General features: G+C 47.5%; 15 protein-coding genes and 1 tRNA gene. 7 read left to right on the plus strand and 9 right to left on the minus strand.

Features of this window, described 5'->3' with window-relative positions:
* Window positions 1-23: 23 nt before the first annotated feature.
* The gene (locus BLR50_RS07385) at window positions 24-719 is read right to left on the minus strand and encodes an ATP-binding protein (protein ID WP_092640117.1); all 696 of its coding nucleotides are present in this window, start codon (window positions 717-719) and stop codon (window positions 24-26) included.
* A gap of 180 nt (window positions 720-899) precedes the next feature.
* On the opposite strand from BLR50_RS07385, the gene BLR50_RS07390 reads away from it, so the two are divergent.
* Window positions 900-1,562, plus strand: coding sequence for a Crp/Fnr family transcriptional regulator (locus tag BLR50_RS07390; protein ID WP_162840362.1), 663 nt, complete (start codon window positions 900-902; stop codon window positions 1,560-1,562).
* A gap of 225 nt (window positions 1,563-1,787) precedes the next feature.
* On the opposite strand, the gene BLR50_RS07395 is transcribed toward BLR50_RS07390, so the two are convergent.
* Window positions 1,788-2,918, minus strand: a complete 1,131-nt coding sequence (locus BLR50_RS07395; protein WP_092640122.1) for a DUF4317 domain-containing protein — start codon at window positions 2,916-2,918, stop codon at window positions 1,788-1,790.
* Between the two features lie 420 nt (window positions 2,919-3,338).
* Between BLR50_RS07395 and BLR50_RS07400 the strand changes: the two genes are divergently transcribed.
* Window positions 3,339-10,466 carry an Ig-like domain-containing protein gene (locus tag BLR50_RS07400; protein WP_092640125.1) on the plus strand — a complete coding sequence of 2,376 codons (7,128 nt, stop codon included), beginning with the start codon at window positions 3,339-3,341 and terminating at the stop codon, window positions 10,464-10,466.
* 76 nt (window positions 10,467-10,542) lie between these two features.
* Here BLR50_RS07400 and BLR50_RS07405 read toward each other — a convergent pair whose 3' ends face one another.
* The 4 genes from BLR50_RS07405 to rnhA all read right to left on the minus strand — a co-directional run bounded on the left by BLR50_RS07405 (window position 10,543) and on the right by rnhA (window position 13,385).
* A complete protein-coding gene (locus BLR50_RS07405; protein ID WP_092640159.1) occupies window positions 10,543-11,037 on the minus strand; it encodes a GNAT family N-acetyltransferase in 495 nt (164 codons plus the stop codon).
* 66 nt (window positions 11,038-11,103) lie between these two features.
* Complete coding sequence (gene nifU, locus BLR50_RS07410; protein ID WP_092640127.1) at window positions 11,104-11,553, minus strand: Fe-S cluster assembly scaffold protein NifU; 450 nt, start codon at window positions 11,551-11,553, stop codon at window positions 11,104-11,106.
* Window positions 11,554-11,578: 25 nt separating this feature from the next.
* Window positions 11,579-12,775: a cysteine desulfurase NifS gene (gene nifS / locus BLR50_RS07415; protein ID WP_092640130.1), complete on the minus strand. Its 1,197-nt coding sequence runs from the start codon at window positions 12,773-12,775 to the stop codon at window positions 11,579-11,581.
* Between the two features lie 157 nt (window positions 12,776-12,932).
* Window positions 12,933-13,385: a ribonuclease HI gene (gene rnhA / locus BLR50_RS07420; RefSeq protein WP_092640132.1), complete on the minus strand. Its 453-nt coding sequence runs from the start codon at window positions 13,383-13,385 to the stop codon at window positions 12,933-12,935.
* A 188-nt stretch (window positions 13,386-13,573) separates the two neighbouring features.
* On the opposite strand from rnhA, the gene zupT reads away from it, so the two are divergent.
* Window positions 13,574-14,353, plus strand: coding sequence for a zinc transporter ZupT (zupT, locus tag BLR50_RS07425; RefSeq protein ID WP_162840363.1), 780 nt, complete (start codon window positions 13,574-13,576; stop codon window positions 14,351-14,353).
* 70 nt (window positions 14,354-14,423) lie between these two features.
* On the opposite strand, the gene BLR50_RS07430 is transcribed toward zupT, so the two are convergent.
* The 3 genes from BLR50_RS07430 to BLR50_RS07440 all read right to left on the minus strand — a co-directional run bounded on the left by BLR50_RS07430 (window position 14,424) and on the right by BLR50_RS07440 (window position 17,546).
* Complete coding sequence (locus BLR50_RS07430; RefSeq protein ID WP_092640161.1) at window positions 14,424-15,326, minus strand: PhzF family isomerase; 903 nt, start codon at window positions 15,324-15,326, stop codon at window positions 14,424-14,426.
* Between the two features lie 164 nt (window positions 15,327-15,490).
* Window positions 15,491-16,486 carry an ATP-binding protein gene (locus tag BLR50_RS07435; RefSeq protein ID WP_092640137.1) on the minus strand — a complete coding sequence of 332 codons (996 nt, stop codon included), beginning with the start codon at window positions 16,484-16,486 and terminating at the stop codon, window positions 15,491-15,493.
* Between the two features lie 52 nt (window positions 16,487-16,538).
* A complete protein-coding gene (locus BLR50_RS07440; protein WP_092640139.1) occupies window positions 16,539-17,546 on the minus strand; it encodes a DnaD domain protein in 1,008 nt (335 codons plus the stop codon).
* A gap of 145 nt (window positions 17,547-17,691) precedes the next feature.
* Here BLR50_RS07440 and BLR50_RS07445 point away from each other — a divergent pair.
* The 4 genes from BLR50_RS07445 to BLR50_RS07460 all read left to right on the plus strand — a co-directional run bounded on the left by BLR50_RS07445 (window position 17,692) and on the right by BLR50_RS07460 (window position 20,352).
* A tRNA-Gly gene (locus BLR50_RS07445) sits at window positions 17,692-17,767 on the plus strand.
* Window positions 17,768-17,970: 203 nt separating this feature from the next.
* Window positions 17,971-18,654, plus strand: a complete 684-nt coding sequence (locus tag BLR50_RS07450) for a TIGR00266 family protein (protein WP_092640141.1) — start codon at window positions 17,971-17,973, stop codon at window positions 18,652-18,654.
* Between the two features lie 164 nt (window positions 18,655-18,818).
* Window positions 18,819-19,514 (plus strand): LytR/AlgR family response regulator transcription factor, encoded by a 696-nt coding sequence (locus BLR50_RS07455; RefSeq protein WP_092640143.1) that lies wholly within the window; start codon window positions 18,819-18,821, stop codon window positions 19,512-19,514.
* A 67-nt stretch (window positions 19,515-19,581) separates the two neighbouring features.
* Window positions 19,582-20,352 (plus strand): sensor histidine kinase, encoded by a 771-nt coding sequence (locus tag BLR50_RS07460; protein WP_092640145.1) that lies wholly within the window; start codon window positions 19,582-19,584, stop codon window positions 20,350-20,352.
* The last annotated feature ends 5 nt before the right edge of the window (window positions 20,353-20,357 follow it).

The following is a 20,357-nucleotide window of genomic DNA, read 5'->3' on the forward strand; positions in this document are numbered from 1 at the left end:
AATCTTCTGAGATGGTATAGAATTTAATTCTCTAAGATTCGCCCGTCGGTGGAAATGGTAACCGACTGCCACTGAATCAACCTGCCACAGTTTTTAAGGGCGGTCATCACAGCGTTTTCAATACCGCCGCAGCAGGGAACCTCCATCCTTACTACGGTTACCGATTTAATACTGTTCCTCTTTAAAATCTCGGTAAGCTTTTCGGCATAATCGCCCTCGTCCAGCTTGGGGCAGCCGATAAGGGTTATGCGGTTCTTCATAAAGCGACTGTGGAAGCTGCCGTAGGCATAGGCGGTGCAGTCTGCCGCAATAAGCAGGTTGGCGTTGTTGAAATAGGGCGCGTTTACCGGTGCCAGCTTAATCTGCACCGGCCACTGGTTGAGCTGCGAAGCGGCAGGCAGTTCGGCGGTCTCCTGCGCACTGGCGGCATGCTTAATCTCTCTTGATTGTGTTCCCGGGCATCCGCAGGCCGGCGCTGCCGGTTTGGCCGCGTTCTTCTTTACCTCTGCCTCGTTATATTCGGCTGCTTCACGTTCCTCAAAGTTGATTGCGCCGGTGGGGCAGGTGGGCAGGCAGTTGCCGAGCCCATCGCAGTAATCGTCTCGCAGCAGCTTTGCCTTGCCGTCAACCAACCCGATTGCGCCTTCGTGGCATGCTGTAACACAAAGCCCGCAGCCGTTACATTTTTCTTCATCGATTTTTATAATCTTGCGTATCATGTTCTTGTACTAATCACGATTATAAAACCTTAAAAAATCAATCAAAAGTTTTGATTAATGGTTTTTGTGAAGATTTTTAGGTTTTATGGGTGATTAGTGTTACCTCCTCTTGACTTTATGAAGTAATCTTATCATAATAAAATCAACAATTACGTTGTTATAACAACAAAAGGAATGGTTATGAAAGATTTCTTTGAAGTTTTAAAGCACAGCCCATTATTTTATCATATCTCACTTTCTGAGTTTGAAACGATGCATTCCTGTATAGGGGCAAGGGTACAGCGTTTTTCAAAGAACGAAATTATTCTTCTTACAGGCAACAGGGTGGATTTTATCGGTATCGTTTTGTCGGGAAGCGTAAAAATCCTAAACGAAACCGCCGACGGCGATGTAAGCATCGACGCAATTCTGTTTGAATCTGAGATGTTTGCCGAATCGCTGGCCTGCGCCGAGATAACTCACAGCCCGGTCACTGTAATGGCAGCCGAAGACTGTGAGGTGATGTTCTTTGACTATAAAAAGGTAATCAGAAGCTGTAACTCCGCATGCAGCTTTCACTCAAGGTTGGTAGAAAACATGCTGTTGATCATGGCCCAAAAGAACCTTATGCAAAAAGAGAAGATTGCGATTCTATCCAGCCACTCTCTCCGCGAACGGCTGTTAATCTTCTTGCAGCTGCAAAGAAAGCACTATGGCTCAAGCCGATTTGAAATTCCTTATAATCGTGAGGAGCTTGCCGAGTACCTTTGTGTAAACCGCAGCACCATGTCCAGCGAGCTCTCGAAGATGCGTGACGAAGGGCTTATCAAATTTGAAAAAAACAGGTTTGAACTTATTATATAAAGGGGTTACTCAGAATAAGTAATTTCTGATCGACACTCTTCAAGTCTAGCCCAATAAATAAAGACCACGCCGAAGGATAAAACCTTTAGTGTGGTCTTTGCTGTTTTGCAAAAACAGCCGCCCGTATATTTATTCTTTCACTGCGCGAAATTCAGAAACCTCTGGCGCGGACATATGGTAGTATATCACACGGTATTCGGCATCAAACCCGCCTGCTACTCCGTCTTAGTAGATATGAATGTTTATCCCGTTTACCTCTACACCTTCATCAGCACGTATCAGTATATATTTAGTACCATTTATCACACGTGTTTCAACCAGATCACCGCGTTCCGGATTCACATGGATAGTCACATCGGGGGTTCTAACCTCAAATTTTTTGGCATCGACAATATTATGCGGGCTGATTTGTGTATCTGCCCCGAACTCCGCATCATACTTTTCATCAAATGCAATCATGCTGGAATCAGAGACGCCGCAAGATTTCAGAACACTTTTAACCGTGCTTTTGGAGAGTGCCAGAGGCTCCTCCTCTTTATTGGCCTTGTGTTCTTCAATCATTTGACGTATTTGCTCGTGAACAGACAGCACTGCTTCATAGCTGCAATTATCGGCAAGCAGATCTCCAAGCAGGGATTGGAATACCTCTTTTTGAGCGGCAGCCGGCATCGGAATATCGGTTTTAAACACGGCATCAACAAATTCTGCGTGATTGTCTTCAATATCGTGCGAGTAATAAAGAGCGTTGTAGATATTGGCGCTGCGATCATCAAAAGCAGGGAACATGAAGCCTAGTGTCGGAGCCGATACAATCCATTCGGCCTTGCGATTATGAAATTCGTTTTCGGTAACATAGTAGCTCAACGCAGGTTGGGGTGGCTTAATCGAGCAGATGCTGCACAGAATATACGAGAACACTTCAGAGGAGGCGTCGTCCTGTTTTTCTCCGTCTTGCGAACGGTAGGGAATGTCATAAGTATCATGTGCCAGCAGTATCAGATAGTTACCCTCGATGGCGAGCGCCTGAATCACATGCTGAAAGAAAGTCTGTACGGCATTCTCATCCTTTAAAGACGAATTTTTAAGTTCCATGAGCAGTTTGTGTTCTTCGCTGTCCACGACCTGCTGAGTAGTAAACGAAATATCAACCAGGTTTTTTCCGATTGTTCCGGATAGCGTCCGTTTGATTACGGAGAGAAACATTTCAGATTCTTCCTGTGACATCAAAGCAAGAGATTGATTGAACTCAGATACAATTTCTCTTTTTTCGTTAACGAAGCACCCGCGAATGTGGGTGATATTGCTTTTGTCTTGACGAAAACGACGGCGAATTTCTGCAACTTCTTTTTCGTTCATAAGTACCTCTTCAAATTTTATATGTAGTTTTTGGCATTACTTTCGGTTTACATCATACTCGGCGTAATTCTCTGCTTGAATAAATATTATAACACAACGAAAATTACAATAACAAGTTGAACTAATTATTGTGAGAAGGAACTTTTCGAAAGAGCGGAGAACCCTAATCGGCAAAAGAAATAATTCTGAAGAAGCAGTAAAAAGCCAAATGCAGTGCACATGAATTATAGTTGTTTTTATTTGCATTTTTCTTAAAATGTTTGATGGTAAAAATATGGGGAATTATATCGAAGTGATTGTACTTTTATGGATTAGTGGTATAATTAGGAGTAATAATACCACAACATTTTGTAATTATTAATTTGTAATTAAAAACCGCTGCCATTATTTTTATTGACATTCATTATTGGAGGAACCACTATGGCAAATTATAAGCATGTTCAAAAGGCCGTTTCTCTCATCGCAACCTTAGTATTGTTATTGACAACGGTTTTCTCACCGGTATATGCGGCTGAACCAGAACCGCCGGTAACCGGTGCTGTACCCGGTATTTCTGCTGTTAAGGGGGCCGCAACGCTAAGCGCAGCCATGCCGGAGGAGCTGATCGGCGCGTCGGCGGTAGCTTTAGGATGGTCAGCCATAGATGAGGGCGGCACCGATTATGCCTCAGTAACCCCCGGCAGTACAGCTATCAGCTTCTCTTTAGGGGAAGTTCCTGTTGTTACAGGTGATACAAAGGTTCATATCAGTATCGGTGCGGATGTACCAGTGGGCAGGTATAAAATTACCGCAAGGGATATCACCTCCGCTGTAAATAGCGGTAATGCCGCAGATGTGGTTGTATTGGATATAGTAGCACCAGCTATAGGTACTTCTACCGCAATTAGCGGTATCGACTCAAACTATCTGATTAACGATAAACTTGGAACGGTTACCATCACAGTAGCTGCCGCATCCGGCAGCGCTAAGCCTTCAGGAACCGTTGAGCTCTTTTGCCAACGTCCCGGCGAATCGAAAGCGAAGGTTATTCCCGGGGGCTCTGCAGTATTGGCAGACGGTGCTGCAAGCATAGCAAAGGATCTAGTTTCCTTTGATAAAGTGGGCAACTATGTGTTTTCAGCGGGTTTTATCCCGAACGACAGCTCCGTATTTTCAGCCAGTACAAGCGCGCCGGTTGAAGTTTCTGTTTACGACCCAACAATTAATATCATTAGTATCTCCCCAATTTCCGCCGAGAAGGTTTCAAATACCGATTCGAAGTTCAATCAGAGTGCTATCACTGTCAGTACAGGCACTAATAGTTTAACAGCAAAGATTACGGTGAATAAACCGCTTAACTCGTTCGTTGCAACCGGAACCGACCGTGAAAAGCTTGGCAGTCAGCAATGGATCGGTCTGCTTGTTACCACCAATGTGGAAGTAAGCCAACTGTATTATGGCACCACCCAGGCCGAGATGTTACCGCTCGGGGAATCCGCTGTTCAGGAGGCGGCCAATCTGGGCGTGCAAGGGTCTAAAACCTTTGTAATCTGGACAAAGAGCTCCGATTACACGGCGAAAAACGGCTATAGCATCTCGCGGTTTATTAGAAACGGCGCAAAGGGAACTGTTGCCGAAATAAAGCTAGAATATGTCGATTTCGTTGCTCCTGCCATTACCTGCGCATATGCAGCAAAATCAAACGCTGACGCGCCAATTGCGGTTTCACAGCAACCGCAACCCTATAAATTAAATCAAAACGCGGTAACGGTTTGGTCCAACACCTATGTAAAAAACTATCTGAATATCAATATTCAAGCGAATTCTTCATTGCAGGACTATAAACTTGCCGGCGGCGATGAGGGCAAATGGGTAGGCATTTTGGTTACTACCGATGTGAACGTAACCGATCTCTACCTTGGCAGTAGCAGCGTTGCGGAAGGGATGAAGAAACTAACCCAAACCGATATCAATACTGCCAAAGCCTATGGTGCCACCGGGGATAAAACCTTCCTTATATGGGTTAAAACGCAGGAATTTAAAGACGGAAGCGCCGCCCGATATATCAAAAACGGTGAGTATGGTACCGTAGTGAAGTTAAATTTGAACTATATCCCACCTGCTATTGGTACGGTACATGTCTCGGCGATAACAAAAGAGCGGGTAACCGATGCAAGCAGTAAGCAGAACCAGTCAACGCTTTCTGTATTGAATACCTCTTATAACAGCGGTAACAAGGTCAACACCGCCATTACCGCAAACGGCAGACTGGAGGTATTCGGTTATGACTTTGAATATAACTGGAAGCCAAAGGCGGGCAGATGGATTGGCCTGCTGGTTACTACTACCGATACGGATGTAACCGATCTATACTATGGCACCAGCCCGAATTTGATGAGCGCACTTACCGCTGAGGATATTCACAGAGCCGTAGCATTGGGCGCAACCGGTACAAAAACCTTTGTGCTGTGGCTGGATGCCGATGAGCTGAAAGAGAACGGTACTGTAGCACGCTACATAAAGAACGGTGAAAACGGTATTCCCAAAGAACTGAACTTTACCTTAATTCATAACCATATTATCATTCAGGATGACTCAGAGGTATATACCCTGGATAAGGGCAGCGTTGAAGCGGCTGCTTATACCAATGTAACAGATGCCAAAGTTCGGTTTACCGCTGTTGCGAAGGACGACTCCGGAAAGCTGATATCAGCGAATAGTTTTATCGCTATGCAAACTGCGGCCCCCGTATCTGTTGTGAACGAAAAAGCGACAATAAAATATACCGCGCTCAAGGAGGGCAAGGTAACCGTCACCGCAGAACTGGTGGATGCAAGCGGGCGCTCGTTTTACCCGCCCATCAAGGAAGCCTGCAATCTGAGCATTAAGCCTTCAGCGGTTGTCGATTCTTTGGATATAGTTGACAATGTAGTTGTGGATAAGCTTACGCTGGATAAGGGTGTTGCTGCAGATGGAACGGTTTATTATGGCAGCAAGAAGCTTCAAGCAATGGTGTATACCAAGCCCGATTCGGAGCACTTTAAGGCGGTAACATGGAAGTCCTCCAATGAAAAGGTTGCCAAGGTGGATGCCGACGGATTGGTGACAGCAGTGGGTGCAGGCAGCGCTGATATTATCGCAACCACGAATTACAAGAATGCATCGGGCAGTTATATTTCAAAAAAAGTAGTTGTTACCGTAAAACAACATCTTACGGGCGCATCACTCTCAATGGGAGTCAACAAAAACAGCGACGGACAGTATATTCTTATCAAGGGCGACAATAAGCTCGGTGCTTCGGTTCCAACCAAACTTATGCTTAGCGACGCGGCATCAAAGGATGTTGCGGTTAACTATACCAGCAGTGATAACAATATTGTTAAGGTTAGCGGTGCAGGGGTAATTACCGCTGTTGGTGCGGGAGAGGCGACGGTTACCGCCGCAGTAAACGAAAAGGTTGCCCCAGGCGACTTAAAACTGAAAAAGCTGTTTGAAACCCAGATAAGAGTTAAGGTTTACGGCAGTCTTGTCAATACCATAGCATTGCAAAAGGAAGGAAACGGTTGCCTGCTTAACGATAGTACGGTTGCACTTGATTACCTGAACAGCAATAAGTTCACACTCAGTGCAGCAGTGAATGAGAACACCTATAATGCAGTTGCGTTCTCCTATTCCGGCCCCAGCAGTATTTATGTAAGGGATAACGGCAATAACACCGCAACAATAACGGTTCTTGATTCAGCAAGCGGTATGGGAACCATTACCGCCCGTGCGCTTGACGGCAGTAACAAACAGGCGAGCGTTAAGGTTACAACCGGCGGAATTCCCGTGGCGGCGGTAACAATTGCTTCCGGCAAAGTAACGGTTGGCGTTGGTAAAAGCGTAAGCCTTACCGCTATGATTACTCCGCCGGAGGCCACCAATAAAACACTTAAGTGGGTATCTTCCAACCCTGACTATGTAACAGTGGATCAAAAGGGCGTTTTAAAAGGTATACAGCCGACGACAGGTGATGAAAGCATAAAGGTTACTGCTTATGCAACAGACGGCAGCGGTTGTTCTGCCCAAGTAGATGTCAAGGTATCAGCGGCTACATCAAGTGTGGCGATTACTGCGGTAGAGGATCTAGGCAAAGGTATAATCTACATCAGTAAGAACGACACGGTGTCGGTTGACCTTAAGGATACTCCTGTTGCGGTTCAGCTTAAGCCAGCGCCTATCCCTGATTCTGCGTCGAAGGAGGTTATTTGGAAGTCCTCCGACAGTAAGGTTGCGTCTGTGGGACCAGACGGAGCAGTGACGGTTAATGCAAAGGGAAAAGCAACCATTACCGCCACAACAACCGATGGTTCAGGAAAATCAGATACGATTCAATTGGTGGCAACCCAAAAGGTTTATGGCATTCTTCTTAAAGAGCCTGCAAAATCGGAGCATGATTTGAACGGCAATGTGTTGGCCAAGTCCGGTACGTCCGTTACTCCGGCTGTTACCTTTAACAACGGTACGGCTGCTACGGCCCCCGCCAATTCAGGCTATAAGCTCGAAGTAGCTGCCATACCCGAAGATTCCGGCTCAACCTACATAACCATAAGCAAAGACGGCAAGTCCTTTATCGTTGCCCCCAATGCATTGCCAGGCTGCTATTTCCAAATCAAAGCCGCTTCCACCGAAAATACCGGCATAGTATCACAACCGCTTACCTTTAAGACAGTTAGCGCCAAGGGTGAGCTAACCGCGGTTGAAGTAAAGGTTCCTACCTCCGTTTATAAAGATCAAAGCAACAATAATATTCTTCTTGTGGGCAAAAGCGTAACACTTTCTGCATTGTATAACCAAGGAAAATCTCTACCAAGCGGCATAACCTGCGCATGGAATGCCTACGAAGCCGACAATACCGGCGCATATACATCCGGGCAATCTGAAATGAAGAACCTTATTACAGCAACCGGCGTGCTCGTTGGTAAGGATAGCGGGAATATCGGCAAGTGCATTGCAGTAGAAGTTACCGCCAAACAGGGCAGCAGTTCTCCCGTATCCAATCATGCTATTTTTAAGGTGTACAGCCCTGTGCAGGGAATGAAGATTAATCTGCCCGTTAATGGCGGAAAGCTTGCATATGGCGGTACTACCCGTGCGGTATGGGTGTGCAAAAACGGCGAGTTGGGTGATAAGGGTTACTGCCGCAATGTGGTTTGGACAACCTCCAACCCATTAGTCGCCGATGTTCAGCCCGATGCGGACGGCTGTAACATTATAGCCGTAGGCAAAGGTACCGCCACAATTACCGTTACTGCCCTCGACGGCAGCGGTGCAAAGGCCACAGCAACGGTAACGGTAGGGCCAGCCACAGTACCGGTTAACAAGCTGGAGTTAAACTACACCAAGGTTGCTTTAAAACCCAAAGAGTCACTGGATGTAACCGCCGTACTGTCGGCCAAACCGCCGATACCCGGAGCAAGTATTACCGACAACGGCGTTATTTGGTCAATTAAATCTGCTGCTAAAGGCAAGGATATCGCAAACTTCGGTAAGTTGGATGACGGTACGCCTGTTTTGCAAATAATAATGCCGAGCGGCACGAATCCTCGTACCATTAAGGTATACGCAGGGAATGACTGCGGAACAGTCACACTTACCGCCAAGGCCAAAGACGGCAATGGTGCTTTTAAATCCATGGAGGTGGTTGTGGCAGATACCGGAAATATTAGCGGTATCGCTCTCAGCGCTCCAAAGAGCACAGCAGCTGTTATCAGCGGCGATTCTGTAACCAATGGCACACCGATATTACTGAGAGGCAAGAGCCTGAAGCTTAATGCACAGATTACGCCTGCGAATGCCATTAATAAAACATTGTCTTATAGTGTAACGGATATTGACGGAAAGGCAGTAAGCGGCGTTACCGTAGATGCGGCGGGAAATGTAAAGGCAGATAACAAGGCCGGTGCAGGGTATATTCTGGTAAAAGCAGCTGCCACCGACGGCTCGGGCAAAACCGACACTATCAAGCTTTATGTTGCCCCGGCGGCAACCGCAATTCAATTAAGCCCTGAAAATCCATCTGTCAAACCGGGAGAATCACTAATCCTTGTGGCAAACGGAGAGAATTGCGATAAAACCGCCTGCAGCATCAAATGGGTTTCACGCAGTCCAAGCATCGCCTGGTTTACAAACAATATTACAAAAAGCGGCGAGCAGAACTATCTTACTATCGCTAAAGATGTTGGAACTACTGCTTCGGTAACGATAGATGTCTGCGCAACCGACGGAAGCGGAAAGCTAAAGACCATCACCGTAAAGCTGGGCGCGCCGGTTGAGAAAATCATGATCAGCAATTCCGCCTGTAAGAACCCCACCTTGCAGGATGGAGCGTGCAGCACGATACCTGGTGATAGCTATCCTCAAATACTGCTGCAGGGTAAAAGCATGCAGTTTACCGCTTCAGTTACGCCCAGCAGCGCACCCAATAAATCAATTGTATATTCGGTAGAACCGGTAGATAATGCAGGGCAAACCCATTTCGAATTTAATGGAGTAACCATAGATAAAAAGAGCGGTTTACTAAAGGTAACCGCACCCACCGCGAAAGGGGCAACGGTTTACCAAGGATTTGTAAAGGTAACGGCAAGGGCAACCGACAAGGTTACCGCTGCTGAAAGCAATCCTATTTACGTTTACATAGCACCGGTAACCAAAAAGGTAGCGATACTTCCGGCAACCTTAACAGGTGAGCCCAACCGGTTTTATGAGCTTTCCGCTTTAGCAGCAGGGGCAGGGGATTGTTCCGGTGCAGTTGCTTGGAAATCCTCCAATCCATCCGTTGCAAGCTTAAATAAGGCTGTTACTTTTTCGGGCCGCGATTCTGTTATACTTACCATTGCTGCTAACGCCGCAAGTGTTAAGAGTGTTGTTATTACTGCAACCATGCTCGACGGAACCAATGTTTCAGCAAGCTTAACGGTGAATATTGGAAAACGTGTTACAGAGGTAACCATTAAACCGACAGCTCCTGTTATCCATAATGGCTCCACTCTGCAGCTCAGTGCCGAAACCTACCCTGCAATACCGGTTACTCCCGGCGTAAATTGGGAGATTACCAAGGGCAAGGAACTGGGTGTTGCCATTGACGACAAAGGTAAGCTTTCAACTCAGAAAATGGTCAAGAACGGAACCATTACCGTTGTAGCGTATGCCAAAGACAACAACGGTGCTTTAGACATGCTCGATTTGGATGTAAGGCAATATGTCACCTCAGTTGCAATCCTAAAGGATGAGAAACCTGTAAAATCAAACGTTGAGATTCTATCTACCGATAAGAAAGGTATCCAGTTTACCGCAAATGCTTCCGGGCCATCTGCTGATTACAAGCCGTTTGATAATACTGTCACATGGCTGCTGAGTACAGCCGACCAGAAATATGCGGCGGTAGACCAAACCGGGCTTGTCACCCTGACTCCGGAAGGAACAAAGGTCACCTCCAACGGCAGGGTTCTTACAGTTACAGCAAAAGCAAATGACGGTTCCGGTAAATTCGCTGCCGTAAAGGTAGTTATTAAATTTCAAAAAGCCTAAAAAACAACAAAACGTCCTTACTAATAAGTGAGGACGTTTTGCTATCATCGCCGACTTTAATAGGGATGGTCTTGACTTAATCATCAATTTTATATTCCATATATCTTGCGCCTTCGAGCGGGTTATAAACATAGGGCTCTATATCATAGAAGCCAAGGGAAAGGTAAAGGCGCTGAGCCGCCTTCATCGAGGAGAGGGTGTCCAGCCTGATGTATTTGTATCCGGCGTTTTTGGCGCTTGCAATTACTGCCTTTACCAACCGTTTTCCCAGCCCAGCATTTCTGTAGGTTTCCCGCACATACAGCCGTTTCATCTCGCAGATATCGCCATCAAGCCTGTGCATCGCCACGCAGCCTGCCGTTTTTCCGTCGGCATCCGCTAATATCAGCGCACCCTCGGGCGGGGCATAACGTTTTAAAAGCTCCTGCAGCTCCTTTTCAAAGCTTTGAAAGCATAGGTTAAAATTCAGTGACCGTGCATACTCCAAAAAGATTTCTTTTACCTCGGGAATCTGCTCCCCGTCGGTTATATAACGCAGTGATACCTTTGGGCTATGTTCTTTAACTGTCATATGAATCTCTCCCAATAAAACAAAGGGTTGATTTCTTTCCGACAATCAACCCTTTTTAATGCTTATTTAGTGGTGGTCGCAGCCGCCATCACCGGTATGGCAGGCTTCGCAGTCACCGATATCGCCCACAATCGGTCGCGGGTCTACACCCATTCGGGTGTAATAATCAGAAATCGCTGCCTTAATTGCCTGCTCGGCGAGCACCGAACAGTGTACCTTTACCGGTGGCAGACCGTCTAGCGCCTCCATAACCGCCTTGTTGGTGAGCTTTAAGGCATCGTCCATCGATTTGCCCTTAATGAGCTCGGTGGCCATCGAGCTGGTGGCAATGGCCGCACCGCAGCCAAAGGTTTTAAACTTCACGTCCTCAATCATGCCGTTGTTAATCTTTAAGTACATCTTCATAATGTCGCCGCACTTTGCGTTACCAACCTCACCCACGCCGTTGGCATCGGCAAGCTCGCCCACATTGCGCGGGTTCGCAAAATGATCCATAACCTTTTCACTGTATAGCATTTTAATCAACCTTTCTTCAAATAAATCAGTTGCCTTCGCGGCAGATACGCTCCCACAACGGCGACATGGAGCGCAGACGCTCAATAATCGGGGGGAGCTTTTCGCAGATATAATCCACCTCGTCGGGGGTAGTCATGTCAGAGAGCGAAAGACGCAGCGAACCGTGCGCCACCTCGTGCTTCAGGCCCAGTGCCAGCAAAACGTGGCTCGGGTCCAGCGAGCCGGAGGTGCAGGCCGAACCGGAGGAGGCTGCAATACCGTTCATATCCAGCATCAGCAGTAGCGATTCCCCTTCAACACCCTCCACCGAAACATTCACGTTTCCGCATAGCCGGCGGGTTCTGTCGCCGTTTAAGCGGGTGCGGTCAATCTTCAGCAGAGTATCTATCAGCTTATCACGCATTGGTGTAATAACGGCAACCTTTTTCTCAATGTTTTGTGTCGCAAGCTCCAGTGCCTTCGCAAGCCCCACAATGCCCGCCACGTTTTCGGTGCCCGCGCGCTTACCGCGCTCCTGCTGGCCGCCGTCGATATAGTTCGGCAGAATAACGCCTTTGCGGCAGTAGAGCAAGCCTACACCCTTGGGCCCATGAATCTTGTGTGCCGACATCGAGAGCATATCGATATTCTGAGCAACTACGTCAATCTCCACATTACCTGCGGCCTGCACGGCGTCGGTGTGGAACAGCACCCCAGCCTCCTTGCAGATTGCGCCGATCTCGGCAATCGGTTGAATGGTGCCGATTTCGTTATTGGCGTACATAATGGTAACCAGTGCGGTATCTGAACGGATAGCCGCCTTTACGTCCGCGGGGTTTACAATTCCGTCTTTTCCAACGGGAAGAAAGGTTACATCAAAGCCTTCCTTTGTCAGAGTGTCCATGGTGTGAAGCACCGCATGATGCTCAAACACCGTGGTGATAACATGCTTCTTGCCCTTTTTCGCAAGCTGGTGTGCGCAGCCCTTGATAGCCCAGTTATCGGCCTCCGAGCCGCCGGAGGTAAAATAAATCTCCTGCGGCTGGGCGTTAAATGCCTTGGCGGCTGTAGCGCGGGCATGCTCCACCGCAATCTTCGCCTCACGCCCGATGGAATATATACTGGAGGCGTTGCCGTACTTTTCTTTTAAGTAGGGCAGCATCGCCTCAAAAACCTCGTCCGATATCTTGGTGGTGGCAGCGTTATCCGCATACACAAAGGGTTTGCCGTTTATATAGTTCATGGTACTGTTCTGGTCCTTTCCTAAAGTCAATCATAACCTATATACTATGGTATACTTACTGACTTTTAAATTATACGGCTTTAGTATTAAACAACATCTATAATATATACCAATTAGGTAGTAAATGCAATACCCTTAATAAATTTTTAACGATTAATTATTTGTTTCGGTGTTTTTCGGTTTCGGCAACTGCAAGGCGGTCACACCGCTCGTTCTCCGGGTGCCCGGCATGGCCCTTTACCCATACCACGGTAACCTCCTGCTGCTCCAGCAGTGCAAGCAGGCGTTCCCACAGGTCTGGGTTTAAAGCGGGCTCATTGCCTCCGCGCTTCCACCCGTTTTTTTGCCATTTTTTCGCCCAGCCCTTGGTTATGGCATCGGCGACATATTTGGAATCGGTATATAGTGTAACCCTGCAGCGTTCCTTTAGTGCCGCAAGCCCTTCAATTACGGCGGTCAGCTCCATACGGTTGTTGGTGGTGCTGTGTTCGCCGCCCGAAAGCTCCTTCTCTTTATCACCATAACGCAGGATTACGCCGTATCCGCCCGGGCCGGGGTTGCCGCTGCAGGCACCGTCGGTGAAAATTTCAATTTGTTTCAGCTCTGCCATATGCGGCCCTCCTGATAATGATAGATTCTAAAGCAATCAGCAGTTTTTATTATATTACGTTTTTATTGTGCAGGCAAGCGAGCAGTACGATGCCGGATGAAATTCAGCCATATACAACATATAAAAAACCTGCGGCGCGTATATTGTGTCAGGCGTATGAGTCTGCTGCGCCAAAAGGGGAAAAGCCGATGGACTTTATGAAGGTTCTGCCGCCTTTTTTGCTCACGCTTGCCGCGGGGTTGTGTACGGGATTAGGCGGGTTAGTGGCACTGTTTGTAAAAAAAGAAAACCCGCGCGTGCTGCCTTTCTCGCTTGGGTTTGCGGCAGGTGTGATGATTATGGTTTCTACCGCCGACCTGCTTCCCGAGGCGGCAAGGCTGATCGGGCGGCATACAAGGCTTTCGTCGGGGCTGATAGCGCTGTTTGCCATGTCGATAGGCATGCTGCTGGCCTCGCTGATTGAAAAAAAAGTACCGTCCGAAAGCGCATGGCTTAAGGACGGGCAGAACAATCGGGGTATTTTTCGGGTAGGCGTTGTCACCGCGCTTGCTATTGTGCTGCATAACCTGCCGGAGGGCGTCGCCACCTTTATGGCAGGGTACAGGCAGATGTCTTTGGGGCTTTCGGTAGCGGTAGCGATTTCACTGCACAATATTCCCGAGGGTATCTCGATTGCCGTGCCGGTTTACTGTGCAACGGGGAAGAGAGGCAAAGCGCTGCGCTATGCCTTTCTGTCGGGGCTTTCCGAGCCGTTGGGCGCGCTGCTTGCCATGTTTTTACTGCGCCCGCTTCTCACCGACACCGTGCTGGGCTTTACCTTTGGCGTGGTGGCTGGGATTATGCTGTACATCTCGTTTGCCGAGCTCGTACCTTCCGCCTACAAAAATGTAAAGATCGGTATCCCGCTGCTGGGTGTTCTCTTCGGCATAGTTGTGATGGCGGCGGGGCTGCTGATTTTTGGATTATAAAAGCTATGCGATGTTCAAGGGGCGTTTCCATTACTTGAGGCATGCGCAAAATCAAAGCCCTTATTTTGTATTACAACACTAGTTCTGTACAAAATGCAATAACAGCATTGCCCGCTATTTTAACTTCTATCGGCTGATTATTTTTGATTTTTACTTGTACTTCCATTGTACCAGCCCGCCCAATAGCTTCGCCTTGTACAATATTGAAGGCGAATTGAGTATCATTATGCGGTACAAGGCCATAATGAACTAGGTAAGCGCCAAGAGGACCGTTTGCATTACCTGTTACGGGATCTTCATTAATGCCAATGGCGGGTGCAAACATTCTGCCATGTATCATTGGTGTTTCATTCTGATTCATGGTAAAAACATAGTAACCATTACATCCGATTTCACCGCTCAAATTTGCAAGAATATCCATATTAGGCCGTAAGCTATGCAGCATATTGATTTCTTTTATCCCTATCATTACCTTGGAATGTCCCGTCGATGCGATTGCAACAGGGCAGTTCTCCATGATGTCATTAAGACTTATACCCAATGCGGCGGCTAATGCTTGTTGTACCTTAGGCGAGAGAGCTTCCCTTACCTCGATTTTCCCTTGTGTCATTACTATTTTGTAGTCATCGTTTTCTTGTACGATATCAACCGGTAAAATGCCTGCGCCTGTTTTTTGCAATACTCTTGTTGTTCCCAGATGGTTTTCAATCGCTCTAGCATAGTGTGCCGCAATTGTTGCATGTCCACAAATCGGCACTTCCTTAGTGGGAGTGAAAAAACGAACTTCTACATCATAAGTATCGTCTTCAGAATTAAAAACAAAGGCAGTTTCTGAATTGTTTAATTCGCGTGCTATTTTCTGCATCTGCTGATCAGACAAACCATTCGCATTGGTAACTACCCCTGCAGGATTACCTGTTAACCTTTCTTTCGTAAAAGAATCAATTTGATAAATGCGATATAGGTTTTTCATATCAATCATCTCCAATTATATAATTCCGCTTTGTTTACACTCTTACAAATGGTAAACATTATATAAAACTTAGCAGATGGTTTCAACAACACGGGTGTACCATAATGACGAGTAAAAATCCCCTTTATCATCACAGCGTAATAAGAGAAACCCTGCTTACAATATTATGTACCTTGCCGCTCCCTGCGAAGAATATCACGGATATCGCTGCCCACAAACCTCAGCATGCTGTAGCTGCCCGCGAGCCGTGAAACCACCTTTTCGCTGTACGCCTTTTTCATCAAGTCGAAGGTCAGGTTGGTGCTGATGATGGTAGGCCGGCCGGTAAGCATGCGGGTGTTTACAATATTGTACACCGCCGAAGAGGTAAAGGCGGTTTGAAACTCGGTGCCAAGGTCATCCATAATCAGCAGGTCGCATTCCAGCAGTGAGGCAAGGCTGTTGCTTTCGTCGGAATCCTTGGAGAAATGCTCCACCTCCACCGAACGCAGCAGATTTTGCGCAGAGCCGTATACCACCCCGTAGCCCTTGTCGATGGCCTTTGCGGCGATGGAAAGCGACAGATGCGTTTTGCCAAGACCCGCCGAACCCAGCATCAGGATGCTGGGAGACTGCAGCGAGAAGGTGTTGGCGTATTTTACGCAGTAGTTGTAAATCTCCAGCATTTTTACGCGGGGAACCACCTTAGAAGCATCGGGCTGATCAGAGTAATATTCGAGCTTAAACTGCTCAAACCCCGAGAGGGTGAGGGGGGAGAGCGCATTCAGCCGTTTGTATGCCTCCGCCTTGAGCTCCTTCTTCATACACTCGCACATCACCCCGTCAACATAGCCGGTATCGCGGCAGCTTGGGCAGTAAAATGGTATCTCCAGATAATCGGTGGGAATGCCGCATTCCAGAAAAATTTCCTTTCGGGCAGCATCTATTTCAACATTGCGGTTATTCAGCTCATTAAGAATAGCCTCGGTGTCTGCGCCCGGCATAAGCATAGCCTTTGCGGCTGTTGCACCCGCCTCAAGCTGTTCGCGGTCTAGCACCTCAAGCTCCGGGATATCACTGTAAAGCTGGCGGCGGCGGTTCTCAGCTATATTGTGAACCGACTGGCGCCGCTGCGAGAGCCTTGATCGAACCGCAGTATAAACTTCTTTAGAATACCCCATCCGTCAGAACCATTCCTTTCATTTGAAAAGCGAGTTCAAGATCGATTACTCGCTAAATCTTTGGCGTATTAAACAAAATCTCGTTCTCAATCGCATTCGTGTCCAGCGAGGGGGTAAATCCGCCTGCCTGCGGCTTTTCCATGCTCTCCTGCATAGCCTGCTCTACGGTAGTAATACCCTTCTTGTGCCAGTTCGAAAGAATCTTGCCCAGATAGGAAAAGCTCAGCCTGCCGGTATTATCGATTGTTTTATCGTAAGCAATACGGATAATGGACATATCATAGCCGTACTCGTTAAACCATGTGGCGATGGCCTCTCGCTCCTTGGTGGATAGGCTGCGGCCGGTAATGCCGAAGGCCGATTGCACCAACACCTCATGCGTATGCCGTGCGGCCTGATCCTTTATGTATGCGTCCGCCTGCTCGTGGGTGATGATTCCGCGGTCTGCCCAAGCTACGCACTGGCGCTCGATGCTGCGCATATCGGTTTTGTTCTGCGAGCAGCAGTACTCAACCGCCATCAGGATGACATCGGGTGCAAGGCCAACCCAATCATGAATAGACACCAGCGCAGCCACATCACTTCCCTGAAGCTCCCGCGCAAGCAGCAGCTTGCACTGTTCTACCAAAAAACGCAAGCCCTCATTCTCCTCCACACGGGTAAAGGCTTCCTTTTGGGTAAAGCGGTAGGCGGTGGTTAGCTTTTTGATGTTTCCGCTCTCTGCAACAGGTGTCTTCGGCGGCTCAGCAGGTAAAGCAACAGGCTTCTGCAGGGGAACGGCAGCCGGTACTGCTTTTTCTACCGGTGGTACTTCCTGCCCGGCGTGTTCCGCCAAAACCCCAACCTCTACCCAGTAGTTCACCGCGTCTTTGCAGTCTGCGGGTGAAAAACCAAGCTGAGAAGCCATTGTCTCGTGACTTATGGGCTCACCGCTATGTCGCAGCAAAAAAAGCAGTACCTTCAGCTGTGCTGCACCGGCAAGCTTCAGGTGCCTATCCACCACGCTGTTCGGAACAGCAAAAACCCCTTGCAACAGGCCATAGTTAACCGTAAAATTCATCGCTGCCTCCGCCACCAACTATAATAATTGAATATATTATAGCATAGATTGCAGTATAATAAAATTCAATTTTCCGGCGTACATCATGGGATTTTTGTTGACATTCCAATTAAGGTTTGATATAATAAACCAGTACTTCATAACTGCGGGTTTAGCTCATTTGGTAGAGCGCCACCTTGCCAAGGTGGAGGTAGCGAGTTCGAACCTCGTAACCCGCTCCATTATTAGAACAGCGTTAGCTGTTCTTTTTTTAATTTCTATTTATTTTTATGTAAACCAATCAACTGTTATAGAACCAGAATAGTTTTTATGAATTTTCCGATTATTAACATATCATTAATGGTATAGAGTTGATTTTAGGTTGATTCTATGTAATAATATTTCCAGAGCCTATAAATAGTTATAAAGGAGAAGGACAGCACAGATGAATTACGAAATTTTTGGCGGCAATCTCCCCGCAGTATCCATTCAGCTTGCTCAGGGCGAAAGCATCTTTACCGAGTCGGGCGGCCTTTCGTGGATGACCCCCGCTATCACCATGGAGACAAACATGAAGGGTGGCCTTATGAAGGGGCTCGGACGTATGTTCTCGGGTGAATCGTTGTTCATGGCCACCTATACTGCAGCGGCTCCCAATCAAGAGATTACCATTGCCTCCTCGTTCCCCGGCGAGATTAAATGCCTGCAGATTGCACCCGGTAAGGAGTTTATCTGCCAGAAGAATGCTTTCCTGTGTGCGCAGCCTACCGTTGAGCTCGCTACCGAAGTAAACAGGAATGTTGCCAGCGGTTTGTTTGGCGGCGAGGGCTTTATCATGCAGCGCTTAAGGGGCAACGGCCTTGCGTTTATTGAGATTGACGGCAGCCTGAAAGAGATTACACTTGCTCCCGGCCAGCGGATTAAGGTAGACACCGGTAATGTGGCCGCTTATGAGTCTACGGTTGGCTACACCGTTGAAACCGTAAAGGGCTTTAAGAACGTGCTGTTCGGCGGAGAGGGCCTTTTCCTTACGATACTTGAGGGCCCCGGCACCGTATACCTGCAAACCATGACTATGCCCGGCTTTGCCAGCAGAATTATCCCCTATCTGCCCAAGAGCAGCAACTAAACCTCTGGTTCTACATACCCTTTAAAGCCGCTCGTTTGAGCGGCTTATTTCTATGTATGTAAAATCTAGGCCAATCCGGAAGAATATAATTACTTTAAGTTAAATTTATGTTATACTGACTTGTGACGTTAAACATAAATAGACTATCAAGAGGTGTGAAGATTATGCGGGTATTTTGCTGTGACGATAACGAGATACATCTTTCGCAACTAATCGAACTGCTAAACGAATCATCTGTTGATCAGCCGCTTGAAATTCAGGGCTTTACCACATCACAGGAACTGCTAGCCGCTGTAAACGAAAACTGCGATATCATCCTGTGCGACATTCTGCTTGGGGATAACAACGGCATTGTCACCATGAAGAATGTTCAGGATCGTTTCCCGAATATCAAGATCATCTTTGTCTCCGCATATTCCTACTACTGTGAAGATGTTTACGATGTTGATCATGTTGCCTTTTTGCACAAGCCGATCAGCCAGGTAAAACTTCGTGCTGCCCTTACAAGGGCGATTAATGATATCCTGGATGAACAAGGGCAGTACATTACCGTTAAAAGCAAAAGTATAACGGCGACTGTCCCGATGTCAAAAATTCTTTATATAGAAACCGTTGGCAAACAACTCAATGTTGTTACCGAGGATAAATTCTATCTGGTTTCACAAAAAAACGGTATCCTAACAAAGCTTGATAGTCGGTTTATCGACTGTGGAAAGGGCTGCGTGGTTAATATGAGCCGCATACGCACGCTTGGCCGACAAACCATTACCCTGTTTGACGGTAAAGAGGTGGCGGTTGCCGCAGATCGTATCCCGGCGGTAAAGCAGGCCTTCCTACATTATCTGGGCCCACAACTGTAATACAGGAGAGTTTAGCCTATAAATTTACACCCATCTGATACATATGCCGGAAAGGAGTGACCGCGATATGGATAACAGCTATCTTCTGGTATTGAGCATCCTTTTGGTAATAGCTGCAATAGCCATCGTGGCGCTGCTTGCAAATCAGGAGGTAAAGCTGCATCAGCTGCAGCAGTATGAAAAAGAGCTGCAGGTGCAGCTTACGTGCCAGAAGGAACTGGATGATTATATGGAGCGCCTGCGCTTTCTTCGCCATGATGCGCGAAACTATCTGCTCACCATGCAAGCACTGCTGGGGAGTGGGCAGTATGAAAAGGCAAAGGAGTTTTTGTCTTCAGTGAGCACCAACTTCAAGCTGGGAAGCCGGGGCACGTTCAGCGATAATTACCTCGTTGACGAGCTTCTTTCAGAGAAATATGAGGAAGCTAAAAAAAACGGCATCCCATGCAGCCTTCATACCGAGATCTCGCACAACGCGCGGGTTGATTATGCGATGCTGTGCTGTGCCATCAGTGCCACCTTGAGCGAGGCGTTTTCTCGTTTTAAAGACGCAGATGATACTAAAACGGAGCGAGGCGGCGGCATTGATTTTTATTGTACCGTATCCGATGAAGCAAAGCTGGATATCCGGTGCACTATTAATATGCAGGGGCTGTCAGTACCACAGTCCCAAAGGGTTTTTGGCCGCAGAAAGCAAGAAGATAAGCCGCAATCTATTGTATTAAGCAACCTTGCACAAAGCTGTAACGGCTGGTTTGAATACACCTGCGAAAACGGGCAAAAGAATATCAGCCTTTCATTTACCCTGCCTAAGCCTCCCGAGCCTATGCAGACATAAGCAGC

It is taken from the genome of Acetanaerobacterium elongatum, from assembly GCF_900103835.1.
Lineage (GTDB): Bacteria > Bacillota > Clostridia > Oscillospirales > Ruminococcaceae > Acetanaerobacterium > Acetanaerobacterium elongatum.

What these genes read in the sequence shown, in the direction of transcription:
- nifS (WP_092640130.1), bottom strand. Translation starts at nt 12,775, where the DNA reads ATGAACTATATAAACGGCAAACCCTTTGTGTATGCGGATAACGCTGCC.
- rnhA (WP_092640132.1), bottom strand. Translation starts at nt 13,385, where the DNA reads ATGGCAGAGCTGAAACAAATTGAAATTTTCACCGACGGTGCCTGCAGC.
- BLR50_RS07405 (WP_092640159.1), bottom strand. Translation starts at nt 11,037, where the DNA reads ATGACAGTTAAAGAACATAGCCCAAAGGTATCACTGCGTTATATAACC.
- BLR50_RS07390 (WP_162840362.1), top strand. Translation starts at nt 900, where the DNA reads ATGAAAGATTTCTTTGAAGTTTTAAAGCACAGCCCATTATTTTATCAT.
- zupT (WP_162840363.1), top strand. Translation starts at nt 13,574, where the DNA reads ATGGACTTTATGAAGGTTCTGCCGCCTTTTTTGCTCACGCTTGCCGCG.
- nifU (WP_092640127.1), bottom strand. Translation starts at nt 11,553, where the DNA reads ATGCTATACAGTGAAAAGGTTATGGATCATTTTGCGAACCCGCGCAAT.
- BLR50_RS07440 (WP_092640139.1), bottom strand. Translation starts at nt 17,546, where the DNA reads ATGAATTTTACGGTTAACTATGGCCTGTTGCAAGGGGTTTTTGCTGTT.
- BLR50_RS07460 (WP_092640145.1), top strand. Translation starts at nt 19,582, where the DNA reads ATGGATAACAGCTATCTTCTGGTATTGAGCATCCTTTTGGTAATAGCT.
- BLR50_RS07400 (WP_092640125.1), top strand. Translation starts at nt 3,339, where the DNA reads ATGGCAAATTATAAGCATGTTCAAAAGGCCGTTTCTCTCATCGCAACC.
- BLR50_RS07435 (WP_092640137.1), bottom strand. Translation starts at nt 16,486, where the DNA reads ATGGGGTATTCTAAAGAAGTTTATACTGCGGTTCGATCAAGGCTCTCG.
- BLR50_RS07455 (WP_092640143.1), top strand. Translation starts at nt 18,819, where the DNA reads ATGCGGGTATTTTGCTGTGACGATAACGAGATACATCTTTCGCAACTA.
- BLR50_RS07430 (WP_092640161.1), bottom strand. Translation starts at nt 15,326, where the DNA reads ATGAAAAACCTATATCGCATTTATCAAATTGATTCTTTTACGAAAGAA.
- BLR50_RS07450 (WP_092640141.1), top strand. Translation starts at nt 17,971, where the DNA reads ATGAATTACGAAATTTTTGGCGGCAATCTCCCCGCAGTATCCATTCAG.
- BLR50_RS07395 (WP_092640122.1), bottom strand. Translation starts at nt 2,918, where the DNA reads ATGAACGAAAAAGAAGTTGCAGAAATTCGCCGTCGTTTTCGTCAAGAC.
- BLR50_RS07385 (WP_092640117.1), bottom strand. Translation starts at nt 719, where the DNA reads ATGATACGCAAGATTATAAAAATCGATGAAGAAAAATGTAACGGCTGC.